The sequence below is a fragment of the Halorubrum sp. AS12 genome (genome assembly GCF_051122765.1).
In the GTDB taxonomy this organism is placed as follows: domain Archaea; phylum Halobacteriota; class Halobacteria; order Halobacteriales; family Haloferacaceae; genus Halorubrum; species Halorubrum trapanicum.
Window position 1 is genome coordinate 1,838,033 of record NZ_CP185385.1, and the last position, 15,234, is coordinate 1,853,266.

Annotated in this window: 11 protein-coding genes and 1 pseudogene; 5 read left to right on the top strand and 7 right to left on the bottom strand. The window is 67.2% G+C overall.

All coding sequences use genetic code 11. From position 1 onward, the window contains the following. Positions 1–109: 109 nt before the first annotated feature. The 4 genes from ACODNG_RS09210 to ACODNG_RS09225 all read left to right on the top strand — a co-directional run bounded on the left by ACODNG_RS09210 (position 110) and on the right by ACODNG_RS09225 (position 4,602). The gene (locus tag ACODNG_RS09210) at positions 110–640 is read left to right on the top strand and encodes a hypothetical protein (RefSeq protein WP_434521066.1); all 531 of its coding nucleotides are present in this window, start codon (positions 110–112) and stop codon (positions 638–640) included. A gap of 89 nt (positions 641–729) precedes the next feature. After that, the gene (locus ACODNG_RS09215; RefSeq protein ID WP_434521067.1) at positions 730–1,320 is read left to right on the top strand and encodes a hypothetical protein; all 591 of its coding nucleotides are present in this window, start codon (positions 730–732) and stop codon (positions 1,318–1,320) included. Positions 1,321–1,882: 562 nt separating this feature from the next. Further along, positions 1,883–2,911 (top strand): ribonucleotide-diphosphate reductase subunit beta, encoded by a 1,029-nt coding sequence (locus tag ACODNG_RS09220; protein WP_434521068.1) that lies wholly within the window; start codon positions 1,883–1,885, stop codon positions 2,909–2,911. 2 nt (positions 2,912–2,913) lie between these two features. Further along, on the top strand, positions 2,914–4,602 hold the full coding sequence (locus ACODNG_RS09225; RefSeq protein ID WP_434521069.1) for a ribonucleoside-diphosphate reductase subunit alpha: 1,689 nt from the start codon (positions 2,914–2,916) through the stop codon (positions 4,600–4,602). 188 nt (positions 4,603–4,790) lie between these two features. Here the strand turns inward: ACODNG_RS09225 and ACODNG_RS09230 are convergent, their stop codons facing one another. After that, the gene (locus ACODNG_RS09230; protein ID WP_434521070.1) at positions 4,791–6,020 is read right to left on the bottom strand and encodes an SPFH domain-containing protein; all 1,230 of its coding nucleotides are present in this window, start codon (positions 6,018–6,020) and stop codon (positions 4,791–4,793) included. A gap of 212 nt (positions 6,021–6,232) precedes the next feature. On the opposite strand from ACODNG_RS09230, the gene ACODNG_RS09235 reads away from it, so the two are divergent. Beyond that, positions 6,233–7,537, top strand: coding sequence for an O-acetylhomoserine aminocarboxypropyltransferase/cysteine synthase family protein (locus ACODNG_RS09235; protein ID WP_434521071.1), 1,305 nt, complete (start codon positions 6,233–6,235; stop codon positions 7,535–7,537). Positions 7,538–7,593: 56 nt separating this feature from the next. Here ACODNG_RS09235 and ACODNG_RS09240 read toward each other — a convergent pair whose 3' ends face one another. The 6 genes and pseudogenes from ACODNG_RS09240 to ACODNG_RS09265 all read right to left on the bottom strand — a co-directional run bounded on the left by ACODNG_RS09240 (position 7,594) and on the right by ACODNG_RS09265 (position 15,117). Continuing rightward, entirely contained in the window at positions 7,594–8,766 is a 1,173-nt protein-coding gene (locus ACODNG_RS09240) for an aminopeptidase (protein ID WP_434521072.1), read from the bottom strand. A gap of 54 nt (positions 8,767–8,820) precedes the next feature. After that, positions 8,821–9,366: a GNAT family N-acetyltransferase gene (locus ACODNG_RS09245; protein WP_434521073.1), complete on the bottom strand. Its 546-nt coding sequence runs from the start codon at positions 9,364–9,366 to the stop codon at positions 8,821–8,823. A 496-nt stretch (positions 9,367–9,862) separates the two neighbouring features. Then, positions 9,863–11,663: pseudogene (gene pepF, locus ACODNG_RS09250) on the bottom strand (oligoendopeptidase F). Positions 11,664–11,736: 73 nt separating this feature from the next. Beyond that, positions 11,737–12,249: a ribosomal protein S18-alanine N-acetyltransferase gene (gene rimI / locus ACODNG_RS09255; protein WP_434521074.1), complete on the bottom strand. Its 513-nt coding sequence runs from the start codon at positions 12,247–12,249 to the stop codon at positions 11,737–11,739. Between the two features lie 72 nt (positions 12,250–12,321). Next, positions 12,322–14,133, bottom strand: a complete 1,812-nt coding sequence (locus tag ACODNG_RS09260) for a PAS domain-containing protein (protein WP_434521075.1) — start codon at positions 14,131–14,133, stop codon at positions 12,322–12,324. A 177-nt stretch (positions 14,134–14,310) separates the two neighbouring features. Further along, positions 14,311–15,117: a TrmB family transcriptional regulator gene (locus ACODNG_RS09265; RefSeq protein WP_434521076.1), complete on the bottom strand. Its 807-nt coding sequence runs from the start codon at positions 15,115–15,117 to the stop codon at positions 14,311–14,313. Positions 15,118–15,234 lie beyond the last annotated feature (117 nt).

Consider the following 15,234-nt stretch of genomic DNA (forward strand, 5'->3'; position numbering starts at 1 on the left):
GAGACAGATCGGACCGACGACCTCCCGCGTCGCCCCGACCCCGATCCGATTCTCAGTCCGCGTCACTGTGGGGGCGGGGTTTTTACCTCGCTGCGTCACAGTCGGGCATATGTATCGTCGCGCGGTCGTCGCCGGCGCACTCTCCCTCGCTACCGCCGGGTGCGTCGATCGCCTCCACGACGTCGCCGCCTCGACCCCCCGCGACCTCGGCGTGCGGAGCCGGTACGTCGACGGCAACCCGATGGTCGACAGCCGCAGCGTCCTCGCACGCCCCGAAGAACTGCTGACGCACGCGGCCTCGTTCCGGTCCGCCTCGGCGGCTCGGGGCGCCCTCAAGCCCGAGGCAACCGAGTCTCGGCGATTCGTTGAGCGCACGGAGTTCGTCGGCGACGGCGGCGACGCGATCCTCGTGATCGCCCAGCGGCTCACGGTGCCCGAGGCCAAACTCCGACTCGGCGGGATCAGTCGCACGGGCGACCACTCTCTCCGGATCGCCGTCGACCAGGGCGGCGTCCGCGGCGAGGTCGAGACCGAGGATCCGGTCGTCAAGACGCTTCTGATACGACTCACCGACGAGCGCGGGCCGCCGGAGCGGGTGATCGTCTCCATCGGCGGCGGTCGCGCCGGCGTCACGGTGTGACTGTCGGGGCTTCTTCAGCGCGCCGAGCGCGACCCCGGCCGCGACTCCGTCCCGCGATCGTTTTGTGGTCGGAACGCGTCCGACCGTCTATGTCACTCCGCAGTCGCCTCCTCGGATCGGCCCTCCTCGTCGCCGCCGTGGCCGTGTTCGCGGCTACCGTTTCCGTCGCGCCCACGGTTCCTCCCGAATCGGCGACCGACTCCGTATCGCTCATCGCCCCCACGCCGTACTCCTTCATCGCCACGCCGCCCCTCCTCGCGGTCGGGTCGGTGCTTCTGGTCGGCGGCGTCGCCGCGCTCGCGGGTGCCGACCTCTCGGCACGCGCGACGCTTCTCGCGCCCGCCCTCGGCGGGATGGCCGCCTTCGCGGTCGTCGCCGGCGCCCTCGCCGCGCCCGCGGCGGTCCTCCCCGCGCTCGTCGACCTGGAGACGCTCTCGGCCGCGATCACCGGGCGGCGCGGCGAGATCGCGCTCGGTACCGTCGTCGGGGCGACGGTCGCACCGGTCGTCCGCGCGACCACCACGGAGGACACCGCTGCCCTCCTCGCCGGGTCGGTCCTGCTGCTCGCGGCGCTCGCGGCGGGGGCCTCGGACCCCCTCTCGCTGGTCGGCGGCGGCGTCGGCGGCGCGGTCGCCGTCGCCCTCCTCTGGGCGGTCGACCCCGAGCGCTGGCGGCCGTGACCCGGGGCTGCCCTCGCTTGTCTCCCGCTGCGTCGACCGCGCTGCCAGCCGATCGATCGCCCGGCCGCTCGCGTTCGGTCTCCAGCTCGATGTCGCGGTCGGCCTCGCGGGTCGCCGCCTCCTGCTTGGCGAGGTCGACGTTGTCCGAGTCTCACGTTTCGTCGGTCTCTCGCTCGCGCCCGGCTCCGGATTCGCGCTTCTCGCCCAACTGCTCGGCGGAGCCCTCGCAATTAGACTAACGTGGGGCTTGACGCCGCCAGTTGGGTACCGTAGCGACCACCGGTAACTGGGGATCACCGCTCAGTCCCCGTCTCGGCACCGCCCGTTCGTGGATCGGAGGAGCGGCTCCGCTCCCCTCGTATGAAAGTGAACTTGTTGTACTACAATTTTGTTGGTAATACTTATAACAGTGGAGTCTGTGTGGTCCGATACGGTTCACACGGCTAACCTCACGTTACGCTGTAAGACCGTCTCCCGAGCGACAGCGGTCGGACTCACCAGACTGATGTAGACAGTGGCAGCGGCAATCCAACGCAATCGGTCACGTTTGAGATGGCCAACGATGAGTGAAAGCGAAAACGCAAACACGAACGCCAGTACAGGCACAGATATAGAGACGGATATCTTCTCGGAGAGAACACAGCTGAAACCCTACGAGTACAGCGAGTTTCTCGACTACGTCGAGGCGATCCGGAACAGCTACTGGGTACACACGGAGTTTAATTTCGACGGAGATGTCCAAGACTTTAAGGTCAACACGTCTCCCGCTGAGCAGACCGTTATCAAGCGGACGATGTTGGCTATCGCGCAGATCGAGGTGCAGGTGAAGACGTTCTGGTCGGACATCTACGAGGAGATGCCCAAAGCCGAGGTCGGGAATGTGGGAATGACCTTTGCGGAAAGCGAGGTGCGGCACATGGACGCCTACAGTCACCTACTCGATGTCTTGGGAATCACGGACGATTTCGAGCAGGTAACTGAGGAGCCGGCGATGAAAAAGCGGATCGAGTATCTCGATGAGTATCTAGAGAAGAGCGAGAGTGACGACGAACGGGAGTACGTGATGAGCATCCTGCTGTTCAGTACGTTCGTCGAACACGTATCGCTGTTCAGCCAGTTCCTCATAATGACGAGCTTCGACAAGCACGAAAAGAAGTTCAAGGGGATAGCGAACGCTGTCGAAGCCACCAGCAAAGAGGAGCAGATTCACGGTCTGTTCGGGGTCGAGTTGGTGGAAACGATCAGAGAGGAGAACTCGGACCTCTTCGATGATGAATTCGAGGAAGATGTCCAAGAAGCGTGTCAGCAGGCCTACGAGGCAGAGGTGGAGATCCTGGATTGGATATTCGGTGACGGGGAGTTGGAGTTCCTTCCCAGAGCGCATGTCGACGCGTTTCTGCGAGACCGATTCAATCAGAGCCTCGAAAACGTCGGCGTGGAACCGATATTCGAGACGGACGATGACCTGCTTGAGGAGACGCGCTGGTTCGATGAGGACATTATGATGACGAAGGATAACGACTTCTTCAGCAAGCGGTCGACCACGTACAACAAACACACGCAGAGCGTTACCGCCGAGGACATGTTCTAACAATGGCACAAACAGCACTCGACAGCGTTGCGGAACAACATACAGAACCGTTCTACTGGCTGAACGAGGACAGTAGGGAGTTTCTCAGAGAGGGATACCTGCTTGAGGGCGTCGAAGCGGAAGAGAGAATCAGACAGATAGCGGAGCGCGCCGAAGAGATCCTGGGTGAGGAGGGCTTCGCGGACAAGTTCTACGAGTACATGAGCCGCGGCTTCTACAGTCTCGCCAGCCCGATATGGTCGAACTTCGGACTGGACAGAGGCCTTCCTATCAGTTGCTTCGGCAGCTACATGGAGGATAACATAGAGAGTATTCTCTACACCCAAGCTGAGGTGGGTGAGATGACCAAGCAGGGCGGAGGCACGAGCGGGTACTTCGGTGATCTGCGGCCGCGGGGCAGTCCGATAACGAACAACGGCAAGAGCAACGGGAGTTACAGTTTCACAGAGCTGTTCGATACGATCATCAACGTCATCAGCCAGGGCGAAACCCGGCGGGGGCAGTTCGCCGGCTACATCGATGTCGAACACGATGATCTGGAAGAATGGCTCAATATCAAAACCGAAGGGGACCCGGTACAGGACATCTACTACGGCGTCATCATCGGTGACGACTGGTTTCAGGCGATGATCGACGGCGACGAAGAGAAGCGAGAGACCTGGGCGGACATCATCGAGGCCCGGATCAACATCGGCGTTCCGTATATCATCTTCCGGGGGAACATGAACGAGGGGAAGCCACAGGTCTACAAGGACAAGGGGTACCAGATAAACGCGTCCAACCTGTGTACCGAGATAGCGCTCCCGGCCACGGAGGACGAGAGCTTCGTCTGCTGTCTCTCAAGTATGAACGCTCTCCACTACGACGAATGGAAGGACACCGACGCAGTGGAGACACTGACGCGGTTCCTGGACGCCGTGATGGAGGAGTTCATCCAGCGCACGGAGGGAGTACAGTTCATGGACCGGGCCGTGCGGTTTGCGAAGCGACACAGAGCGATAGGGATCGGCGTCCTCGGTTGGCACAGCTACCTCCAGAGCAACATGATCCCCTTCGACAGCATGGAGGCGATGGAGAAGAACGGGGAGCTGTTCCGGACGATCAAAGAGCGGAGTTACGAGGCGAGCGAAGCGCTTGCCGATGAGTTCGGGGAGCCGGAGGTTCTCGAGGGCTACGGCAGGCGGAACACGACGACGATGAGCGTGGCTCCGACGAAATCGAGCAGCGTCATTCTGGGCCAGGTCAGTCCGAGCATTGAGCCGCTGAAATCGAACTACTTCGTCCGAGACGGTGCGAAGCTAAAGTCGACGCAGAAAAACAGGTTCCTTCAGGCGATACTGGCGGAAAAGGGCAAAGACACCCGGGAAGTCTGGGACAGCATCGCAAACAAAGACGGGAGCGTTCAACATCTCGAGTGTCTGACGGACGAAGAGAAGGAGGTGTTCAAGACGTTCGCCGAGATACCGCAGATGGCGATCATCAACCAGGCAGCACAGAGACAGAAACACATCGACCAAGCACAGAGCGTGAACGTCTCGATCGATCCGAGCGAAGTGAGCGTCAAGGAGATCAATCAGCTCTACATAGAAGCTTGGAAGAAGGGAGTCAAGAGCCTCTACTATCAACACAGCGTGAACGCCGCACAGAAATTCAGTCGAGATATTCTCGAGTGTAGAGCCTGTGAGAGCTGATCGCTACTCGTAGCCGGCCCGCCTCCCGTCTCAGTCACTCCGTCTCCGACTCCAGATCGATGTCCCGGTCCGCCTCGGTGTCGACGTCTTCGGGCCCGGGAACGTCAGCGATCCGTGCGGCGCCGGCGGCGCGACCGCGGTGGCGCTGATCTTCTCCGTCGACGACGTGTGACGGCCGTGAGTCGGGGTCACGTTCCCGGTCGCTCGCTTTCGGTCTCCAGTTCGATGTCGCGGTCGGCCTCGCGGGTCTCCGCCTCCTGCCGGTCGAGGTCGACGTCGCGGGCCGTGTCCGCGTCCCGGGTCTCGTCGGTCCGGAGGTCGCTGTCGGCCACGGTGTCGAGCTGTTCGAGGGCGCTCTCGATGTCCTCCAGCCCGAGCAGCTTCTCCGTCTCCTCGTCGAACTCCTTGCCCTCCAGCCCCTCCATCTGCTGGACATCGGAGCCGGAGAGTGCCTTGCCGTAGCGGCCGACGAGGCTCGTCAGCTCCTGCGGGAGGACGAACGTGGTGGACTCGCCTTTGCCGATCTCTTCGAGGGTCTCCATGCCGCGCTCGATGATGGCGCGCTCGCCCATCGACTCGGCGGAGCGGGCGCGGAGGACGGTCGAGATGGCGTCCCCCTGCGCTTCGAGGATCTGGCTCTGTTTTTCCCCCTGCGCGCGGATGATGTTGGACTGCTTGTCACCCTCCGCCTGCTCGACAGCGGAGCGGCGTTCACCCTGCGCTTCGAGGATCATCGCGCGGCGGCGGCGCTCGGCGCCGGTCTGTTGCTCCATCGCGCGCTGGACCTCTTGTGAGGGGCTCACCTCGCGGACCTCGACGGCCTCGACGCGGATCCCCCACTCGTCGGTGGGTTCGTCCAGCTCCTCGTTGATCCGGTTGTTGATGAGCTCCCGCTGCGAGAGCGTGTCGTCGAGCTCCATGTCGCCGATGACGGCGCGGAGGGTGGTCTGGGCGAGATTCGAGACGGCGTTCTTGTAGTCGTCGACCTCCAGAAAGGCCTTCTTCGCGTCCATCACCTTGATGTAGACGACCGCGTCGGCGGTCACCGGGGAGTTGTCCCGCGTGATCGCCGACTGGCTCGGCACGTCGATTGTCTGGGTCCGCATGTCGAACGCGTACGTCCGCGAGACGAACGGCGGGATGAGGTGGACGCCCGGTTCGAGCAGCTTTCGGAACTCGCCGAAGACGGTGAGCGCCTCTTTGTCGTAGGCGTCGACGATTTCGACGGCGCTGACGACCGTGACGGCCGCCAGAAGCACCGCGAGCGCCGCGACGCCGTAGACGAGGCTCTGCCCGAGGAGGGCGACGCCGACGAGGAGGGCGACGCCGAGCGCGAGGTACTGCCAGACCCCGTCCGGGATCTCCGCCAACAGCTCCTCCATCTCGGCGGACTCGCCGCGCGGACCTTGTGTTCCCATACGCGGAGTTACGGGCCGACGCTGTTAACGGTTGGCACGTGTTCGGCTCCCGACCGCGTCGCGCCCGCCGATCTCTCCTCCGGCGACGCCGGAGTCACCGCTCTCGTCGACCCTCCGCGTCCGCCACCCGAACCGGTTCGGCATATCCGAGGAACCGGAAACGCCCGCGGACGCCGGCCGGCTTTAACTACGCAGCGGCGAAACACGGGTCCATGCCATCCGACAACGGGGACGACGGCCGAAAGTTCAGCACGCGAAGCGTTCATGCCGGGTCTGACGCTGACCCGACCACGGGCGCCCGCGCGACGCCCATCTACCAGACGACCGCCTACCAGTTCGACGACGCCGACCACGCCGCCGATCTCTTCGCCCTCGAAGAGGCCGGCAACGTCTACTCTCGGCTGATGAACCCGACTAACGCCGCCCTCGAAGAGCGGATCGCCTCCCTCGAAGGCGGCGTCGGCGCGGTCGCGACCGCCTCAGGCATGGCCGCGCTCGACGTGACGACGTTCCTGCTTGCGTCCGCGGGCGACAACATCGTCTCGTCGTCGGCGCTGTACGGCGGCACCTACACCTACCTCACCCACTCTGTCGAGCGCCGCGGGATCTCGACCCGCTTCGTCGACCCGCTCGACTACGAGGGGTACGCCGAGGCGATCGACGAGGACACCGCCTACGTCCACCTCGAAACCATCGGGAACCCCGCGCTGGTCACGCCCGACATCGAGCGGATCGCGGAGATCGCACACGACCACGGCGTCCCGTTGTTCGTCGACAACACGTTCGCGACGCCGTACCTCTGCCGGCCGCTCGACCACGGCGCGGACCTCGTCTGGGAGTCGACGACGAAGTGGCTCACCGGCAACGGCACCACGGTGGGCGGGGTCGTCGTCGACGGCGGCTCGTTCCCGTGGGCCGAGCACGCCGAGAAGTATCCGGAGATCGCGCAGGACAACCCCGCGTACCACGGGATCAACTTCGCCGAGCGGTTCGGCGACGCGGCGTTCACGTTCGCGGCGGTCACCCGCGGCCTGCGCGACCTGGGCGACCAGCAGTCGCCGTTCGACGCGTGGAACACGCTCCAGCAGACGGAGTCGCTCCCGCTGCGGATGGACCGCCACTGCGAGAACGCGGGCGTCGTCGCGGAGTACCTCGAAGGCCACGAGGACGTGGCGTGGGTGAACTACCCCGGTTTAGAGAGCCACGAGACCCACGAGGAGGCGAGCGAGTACCTGGAGGGCGGCTACGGCGGGATGCTCACCTTCGGACTGGAGGCGGGCTACGAGGCAGCGCGGGCGACCGTCGAGGAGGCCGACCTCGCCTCACTCGTCGCGAACGTCGGCGACTCGAAGACGCTGATCATCCACCCGGCGTCGACGACCCACCAGCAGCTGACGGACGAGGAGAAGGAGGCCGCCGGCGTCACCGACGACATGGTGCGCCTGTCGGTCGGTATCGAGGATCCCGCGGACATCGTCGCCGACTTAGAGGCCGCCATCGAGGCGGCGACGGAGTAGTCGCGACCGAGTAGGCGGCGACGGCGCGGGAGACGCGGCCGAGTCCCCCGCTCGCGCTACCCCTCGAACCCCTCTTCCCACCGGAACGTCCCGTCCCGCTGGATGACCTCGCCGTCGACTTCCATCCGGGAGTCGGCGCTCACGTCCGTGATCATGTCGACGTGGACCGCGCTGTCGTTGCCGGACTCGCCGTCGGGCAGACAGGCGTCGTAGGCGCGGCCGACCGCGAGGTGGACGGTGTCGCCCATCTTCTCGTCGAAGAGGATCGAGTCGGTGAAGCGGTCGATGCCGCGGTTCATCCCGATACCGAGTTCGCCGAGCCGCCGGGCGCCGTCGTCGGTGTCGAGGATGTCCGCGAGTGCGTCCTCGCCCGCCTCGGCCGAGAAATCGACGACCTCGCCGCCCTCGAACGAGAGGCGGACGTTCCGGACCCGGGTCGCGTCGATGGTCATCGGCACGTCGAAGAAGACCTCGCCCTCGGTGTCGTAGGGGGCGGTGAACACCTCCCCCGAGGGGAGGTTGTGGGAGTCGTACGCGACGGAGGCGGCGGAGTTGACGGCGGTGCGGCCCGCGATCGACATCGTCACGTCGGTGTCGGGTGCGTCGTCGCGCTCGGTGACGATCCGGACCTCCTCGCCCGCGTCGAGGATCTCCTTCATCCGTGCCATCTCGTCGGCGAGCGACTCCCAGTCGCGGAGGACGGCCTCGTACACGAACTCCTGGTACTCCTCGTAGGCCATCCCCGCCTGCTGGGCGAGAGAGCGGGTGGGGTGGACCGTCGACACCCAGTCGGTGTCCATCCGCGCCTCGCGGACCCCTTTTCGGGCTTTCGCGTACGCCTGCCGGGTCGGGCGGTCGATGTCCGCGGTCGCGGTGGTGTTGCGCCCGCCGCCGATCCGGAGGTAGGCGTCGGCGGCCTCGAAGATCGCGCGGTCGACCGCCGGGTCCGAGTCGAAGTCGTCGGCGTCGACCGCGGCGTCGTCGTTCCCATCGCCGTCGTCGCCCTCGCCGGCGACTCTCGCCTCGACGCCTTTTAAATAGGCGCGCGAGACCTCGTCGGAACCGTACAGCGTCGTGACGTTCGCCCCGCGCTCGCCGAGCGCCTCGGCGACCGCGACGCCCAGTTCGTGGGCGTCCTCCGCGACGCTGACGACGACGTCGTCGCCGGTCTCGACCCGCGCGCTCCAGTCGACGAGCACCGCGGCGTGCTCGCGTACGCGTTCGTCCATTACGTGGTGTGTGGCAGGGGGGCGGTAAATCGGTGCCGGGACGGTGAGCATCGTTCAGCCGTCTCGGAGATCCGTTTCACGCGGACGGCGATACACGGCTTCGGTAAACCGGTCCCCGGCGTGCGTCGTGGTGGTCGTTCCGGTTCGCTCGAAGCCTCGGCGCTCGTAGAACGCTCGGGCCCGCTGATTCTCTACGAGGACGCAGCAAGCGACCCCGCTCACGTCTGCCGGGAGCGTGGCGACCGCTTTCTCGATGAGTCCCGTGCCGATTCCCTCGTTCCACTCGGCGGGCCGAACGTGAATGGCCTTCAGCTCCGCCTCGGACGCCTCGACGAACTCCGCGGTGTCTTCCGATTCCCAGGAGAGTTCGGCGACGCCGACGACCGTGGCATCGCTGACGGCGACCACGATGACTTTCTCCTCGTGTGCGACGGTCGCCCGTACGAACTCGCGGAAGCCGTCGGAGCTCTCAGCATCCCAATCGAGCGCCGCTGGCGGGAGTATTCCGCCAAACGCTTCGTTTCGACTCCGACGCATCACCTGATAGATCTGGGCAGCATCGGACGGGCTGGCACGACGCGTCGTCAGATCGCGGGGCACAGGCGGGTCTCAGTCCCCGCTCACAAAGATATTCTGGCGTGAACGCCCCGCCCTCTCCAGCGACCAGCGGTTTCAACGGGGTCAGGAACACCGCCAAATCCCCAGCCGTTTGCTTATAAATGAGCAACTGCGGATCGGCGGAGAACACCCCCAAAGCCCCAGCCGCGAGGACTCGCGCGGCTTGTTGCGCTCCTCGCTCAGTCGCTATCGCTCCTTCGCTGCGGTGCTTACTACGCCGTGCTTCGTCCTCGCGGCTGCCCCTTTGAGTCCCACCCGACCGCACAGCACCTCACGCCTCCCCAGCCTCGTCGGTGGTCCTCCGCGTTGCTCCGGCCACCGACTCCCTCGCGCGTGCTGTCGCCGGCGCGGAGCGCCGGCTGCCAGAGAGACCTCCGGTCCCTCGCGACTCGCGGCCGCCGAGGGCGGCCGCTCGCAGGCACGCGCCACCGCGGATCTATTTATAAGGTAAAAGTCCGTCAGACCGCGGTCGAGCGACCTACTCCAGATCGAGCAGCGTCGCGATCTCGTCGAGGTACTCGTCGTAGATCCCGACCGCGGACTCGATCGGGTCGGGCGAGGCCATGTCGATACCGGCGAGTTCGACCACGTCGAGGGGGTAGTCGGAGCCGCCCGCCTTCAGCATCTCTCGGTAGTCGGCGGCCGCGGACTCGCCCTCGTCGAGGACGCGCTCGACGATGGCGGCCGCGGCGGAGATGCCGGTCGCGTACTGGTAGACGTAGAAATTGTAGTAGAAGTGCGGGATGCGCTGCCACTCTCGCTCGATGCCGCCCGTCAGGTCGGCGGGCGCGTAGTAGTCGCCCTTGAGGTCGGCGTACATCTCGTCGAAGGCGTCGGGGGTGAGCGCGTCGCCGGCCTCCACGCGCTCGTGGATCCGCTGTTCGAAGGCGGCGAACATCGTCTGGCGGAAGAGGGTGGAACGGAAGCGTTCGAGGTACTCGTCGAGGACGTGCGTCCGCAGTTCCTCGTCCTCGACCGTGTCGAGCAGGTGGTGGGTGAGCAGGGTCTCGTTGACGGTGGAGGCGATCTCCGCGACGAAGATCTCGTAGCTCGCGTCGTGCCACGGCTGGGCGTCGCCCGCCAGCTCCGAGTCGCATCGAGTGGCCGAGTTCGTGGGCCAGCGTGTACATCGAGGCGATGTCGTCCTGGTAGTTCATCATGATGTACGGCTGGGTGTCGTACGTGCCCGAGGAGAACGCGCCCGAGCGCTTCCCACGGTTCTCGTACACGTCGACCCACCGCGACTCTAACCCCTCGGCCAGCCGCTCCTGATAGGCGTCTCCGAGCGGCGCGACCGCCTCGATCACCCACTCGCGGGCCTGCTCGTACTCCACGTCAGGACCCTGGTCGCCCGTCAGCGACATGTAGAGGTCGTGGCTCTGGAGCTGGTCGACGCCGAGCGCCTGCTCTTTCAGCTCCGCGTGGCGGTGGAGCACGTCGAGGTTGTCGTCGACGGAGTCGACGAGGGTGTCGTACACCTCGACGGGGACGTTCGAGCCGTCGAGCGCGGCGGCGCGCGCGGAGTCGTAGTCGCGGATCTCGGCGCTCGTGACGTGTTCGCGGACCGCCTTCTCCAGCGACGTGCCGACCGTGTTGCGGACGCCTTCCCACTCGTCGTAGAACGTCTCGTGGACGCGCTCGCGGAACTCGCGGTCCGGGTTCGTCTGGAGCTTCGTGAAGTTCGCCTGCGTGATCTCGACGTCCTCGCCGTCGGGGTCCTCGACGACGCCGTAGGTCATGTCGGCGTTCGTCAGCATCGAGTAGATCTCGCTCGGCGCGTCGGTGACCTCCGAGAGGTCCGCCAGCACCTCCTCGACCTCGCTCGACCGCGTGTGCGGCTTCTTCCGCAGCACGTCGTCGAGGTAGTGTTCGTACTCGGCGAGGGCCGGCTCGTCGTCGACGAACGCCTCGACGTCGGACTCCGTGAGCGTCTGGAGCTCCGGTTCGAGGTAGGAGATCGTGCTCGACGCCTCGGAGCCAAGCGACGACGCCCGCGCGGACATCGCCTGGTACTCCTGGTTCCGCGTGTCCTCGGCGCTGCGCAGCCGGGCGTACGTGGTCACCTGCTGGAGCTCGCGGAAGATCTCCTCGCGCAGTTCGAGCAGTTCGAGCAGGGTCGCGGCGTCCTCGGTGACGCGCCCCTCGTAGTCGCGCAGCTCGTCGATCCGGTCGGCGACCGTCTCGCGGGCCGCCTCCCACGCCTCGTCGTCGGCGTAGATGCCGTCGAGGTCCCACTTGTACTCGGCGTCGATCTCGGACCGCTCGGGAACCGAACTCATACCCATCGAGTCGGTCCCCCGCACACTAAGCCTTGTCAAACCCCGCGCAACGAGCCGATAGGCGTGCGGAACGTTACCGCTCCCCCGACCCGTCGTCGGCGCCCCGGTCAGACGCCTCCCCCTCGGCCCACGCCGCGAGGTCGACGACGAGCACGAGCGCGTCCTCGCCGTCGGGGTAGTAGCCGCCCACCCGCCGGATCGGGTCGAACCCCTCGTCGGCGTACAGCGACCGAGCGGGGTCGTTCCCCTCGCGCACCTCCAGCCGCGCGACGGCCACCCCGGTCGCGCGGAGCCGGGCCAGCGCCGACCGCAGGAGGGTCCGCCCGATCCCCTCGCCCCGGGTGTCGGGGTGGACGGCCAGGTCCTTGACGTGGCCGATGTCGCGGCCGTGGTTCGGCGTCCGGTCGGCGACGACGAACCCGACGACCGCGCCCGCCCGTTCGGCGACGAGGAACGCCGGCTCGTCCAAGAGCCGCTCGAAGGCGTCGTGCGGCCACGGGTCCGTAAAGCAGGCGCGCTCGATCCGGACCACCGCGAGGAGGTCGGCGCGCTCGGCCTGTCGGATCGTCACGTCGGCGACGCTCACGGGCCGGGTTGACGGTCGCGGGGAATAAACGCGCCGGGTCGGAACCGCGTCGGTGGTGCGCCGGCCAGCCTCTCACCCGTCGATCCAGGGTTCGTCCGGGTCGGCCTCCGCCGGACCGGGGGCGCACACCTCGAAGCACGCGCCCTCGGGCGGTCGGAGCCGCCGCCCGTCCGGGAGACCGACGGGACCCTCGGACTCGCAGCGAAGCTCGACGCTCCAGCCGTGCGACTCGACCACCTCGCGGACGATGTCCAGTCCGTAGCCGGTCCCGTCCGCCCGGGTGGTGAACCCCGAGTCGAACACCGACTCCCGGTCCCCGGGGTCGACCCCGGTGCCGTCGTCAGCGACGAGGAACCCCCTGTCGGTGGCGGTGACGAGGACGGTGAGCGGGTCGTCGGTCGGGTCGGGTTCGCTGCCCTCGGTCGGGTCGGGTTCGCCGCCCTCGGTCGGGTCGGGTTCGCCGCCCTCGGTCGGGTCGGGTTCGCCGCCCTCGGTCGGGTCGGGTTCGCCGCCGCCGGTCGGGTCGGTCTCGGACTCGGCGATCGCTTCCGGGCCGCCGTTGGGGAGTTCGGCCGCCGAGCCGTCCGGCTTCGCGTGTTCGGTCGCGTTGCGGAACAGGTTCTCGAGGGCCTGTCGCACCCGGCCGCGGTCGCCGCACACCTGCGCGTCGCGGGCGACGACCAGCTCCGCGTCGTCGTCGCCCTCGGCGGCGGTCTCCCAGGCGTCGCGGGCGACGCTCGCGAGCGCGAACTCGGTCGGCTCGTCCATCCCCGTCCCCTGTCGCGCGAGGGTGAGCAGCTCCGAGACGAGCTGGTCGATCCGGTCGACGGCGCGCTCGCCGCGTTCGAGCGGCTCCGTCTCGCCGCGCAGCCGCGCCATCTCGATGGAGCCGCGGATCACGGACAGCGGGTTCCGGAGGTCGTGCGAGACGATGCTCGCGAAGCGGTCGAGCCGCTCGTTTCGGTCGGTGAGCCGCCGTTCGCGCTCCTTCCGCTCGCTGACGTCCCGGGCGTTGATGAGCAGTTTGCCGACGGGGCTGTCGGCCGGCAGCGACCGGGTCCGCGACTCCAGCCAGACCCAGTCGCCGTCCGCGGTGCGGTAGCGGTACTCAAGGGTGGGGGAGGCGTCCGGCTCGTTGAGCGCGCGGTAGAACCGCTCCGTCACGCGCTCGCGGTCGTCCGGGTGGACGTAGCCGAGCGGGGAGCGGCCGACCGTCGACCCCTGCTCGTAGCCGAGCACCTCCTCGACGGACGGGCTCTCGTAGACGACCAGCCCGTCGTCGTCGACGACGGTGACCAGATCGCTGCCGTACTCTAAGAAGGCGCGGTAGCGCTCCGGGAATGTCCGGTCCGTGTCGACCTGCCGGACGGTGACGATCCGCCCGCCGAACTCCGGGGCCAGCTCCTCATCGACGACGGACTCGACCCACGCGTAGCCGCCGCTCGCACGCCGGATCCGGTGGGTGACCGTCCGGCTCGTCGCGACCGCCGACAGCGCGTCCGCCACCGGCTCGCGGTCGCTCGGGTGGACGCGGTCGAGGAGGTCGCTCCCGACGAGGTCCTCGCGCGCCACGCCGACGACGTCCGGCACCGACGGCCCGGCGAACAGCACCTCGCCGTCCACGGCGACGGCGAGGAGGAAGCGATCGGCCTCGTGGGGACGCGCCGCGCCTTTCGCGGGCGTTACGTCGACGTCCCCCGAGGACCGGTCGCCGTCGGCAGGGGGAACCGACGGCGGCCCGGACTCGGCGCGGTCCTCCGGGCGGGCCGCTCCGTCTCGGGCGCCGCTCGGCGCGTCGACCGCGGATCGGTCGTCGGTGTCGGGGGACTCCCCCTCGTCGGCGTCGCGGCCGCGCGTCGACGTGTCGGATGGGCGGAGGGTCACGGTCAGTTCTACCGACGGTACGGACGCGGGGTGATAAAGCTGCGCGCCGCGAGTCTCAGAACTGATAACTAAAGGGGATCGACCGGCGGATACGGGTGAGGGAGAGCCGTCGTTCCCCGCGGCTTTCTCACGTGCCGCGAACGCGCACGTCGATCGGTTCTCGACCGCCGCGAAACCTCACAGTTCGTCGACGACGGTTCCCTCGGCCCACGCGGCCTCGAACCCGTCGCTCACGCGGGTCGCGAACCCGCGGTCGCGCAAGTCGAGCATGCCGAACAGCCGGTCGGGCGCAAGCGGGTCGGCGACCTCCAGACACACCTCCTCGCCGTCGATGAGGTAGAAGTTCCCGTACGCGTCGTCCGTGATACGCAGTTCGAAGGGTCCCTGCGCGATCGTCAGCGTCGCGCGGTCCTCATCGACCGCGGCGCGCGCGTCGTCGAACACGTCCGGCGAGAGCAGCACGGAGACGTCGACGCCGCTCCGGACGACGCCGAGGAGCCGGTCGAGAAGCTCCGGTCCCTCGCGGTCGACGTCGAACTGCGCGGAGACGTCGGTGGCGACGACGACGATCGACTCCTCGGCGGCGTCGATCCGCTCGAAGAGCAGGTCGAGGGAGTCGTCGGCGCCGACCGCAGCGGTCCAGAACTGGTCGTCGGTCGTCTCGGCGTCGGCCAGTCGGTCGATCAGCTCCGACTTGCCCGACTCGTACGTCTCGATCCGCTGCCGTAGCTCCCGCCGCTTCGCCTCGACAAGGCGGTCGACGGCGACCGCCGGCTCGACGGGCGCGTACCGCTTTGGCTCGCGGTCGGTCTGGACGCGGACCAGTCCGCGCGATTCGAGGCCGCCGAGCGCGTCGTAGATACGCCCCTTCGGCACCTCGCTCTCGTCGGCGACGGCCGCGGCGGTCCCGGTCCCCAGCGCGAGCAGCGCGCGGTACGCCCGGTCCTCGTAGCTCGACAGGCCCAGATCGCGAAGCGACTCCATGCCCTCCGTAGGCGCGGCCCCCACAAAGCGTCGGCGCTCGCCGTCGCCGATCTATATAAAAAGACGGAGTGACAACGCCCGTCCGTTTCGTCGATCGCTCGCGGCGTCCGGTGACGC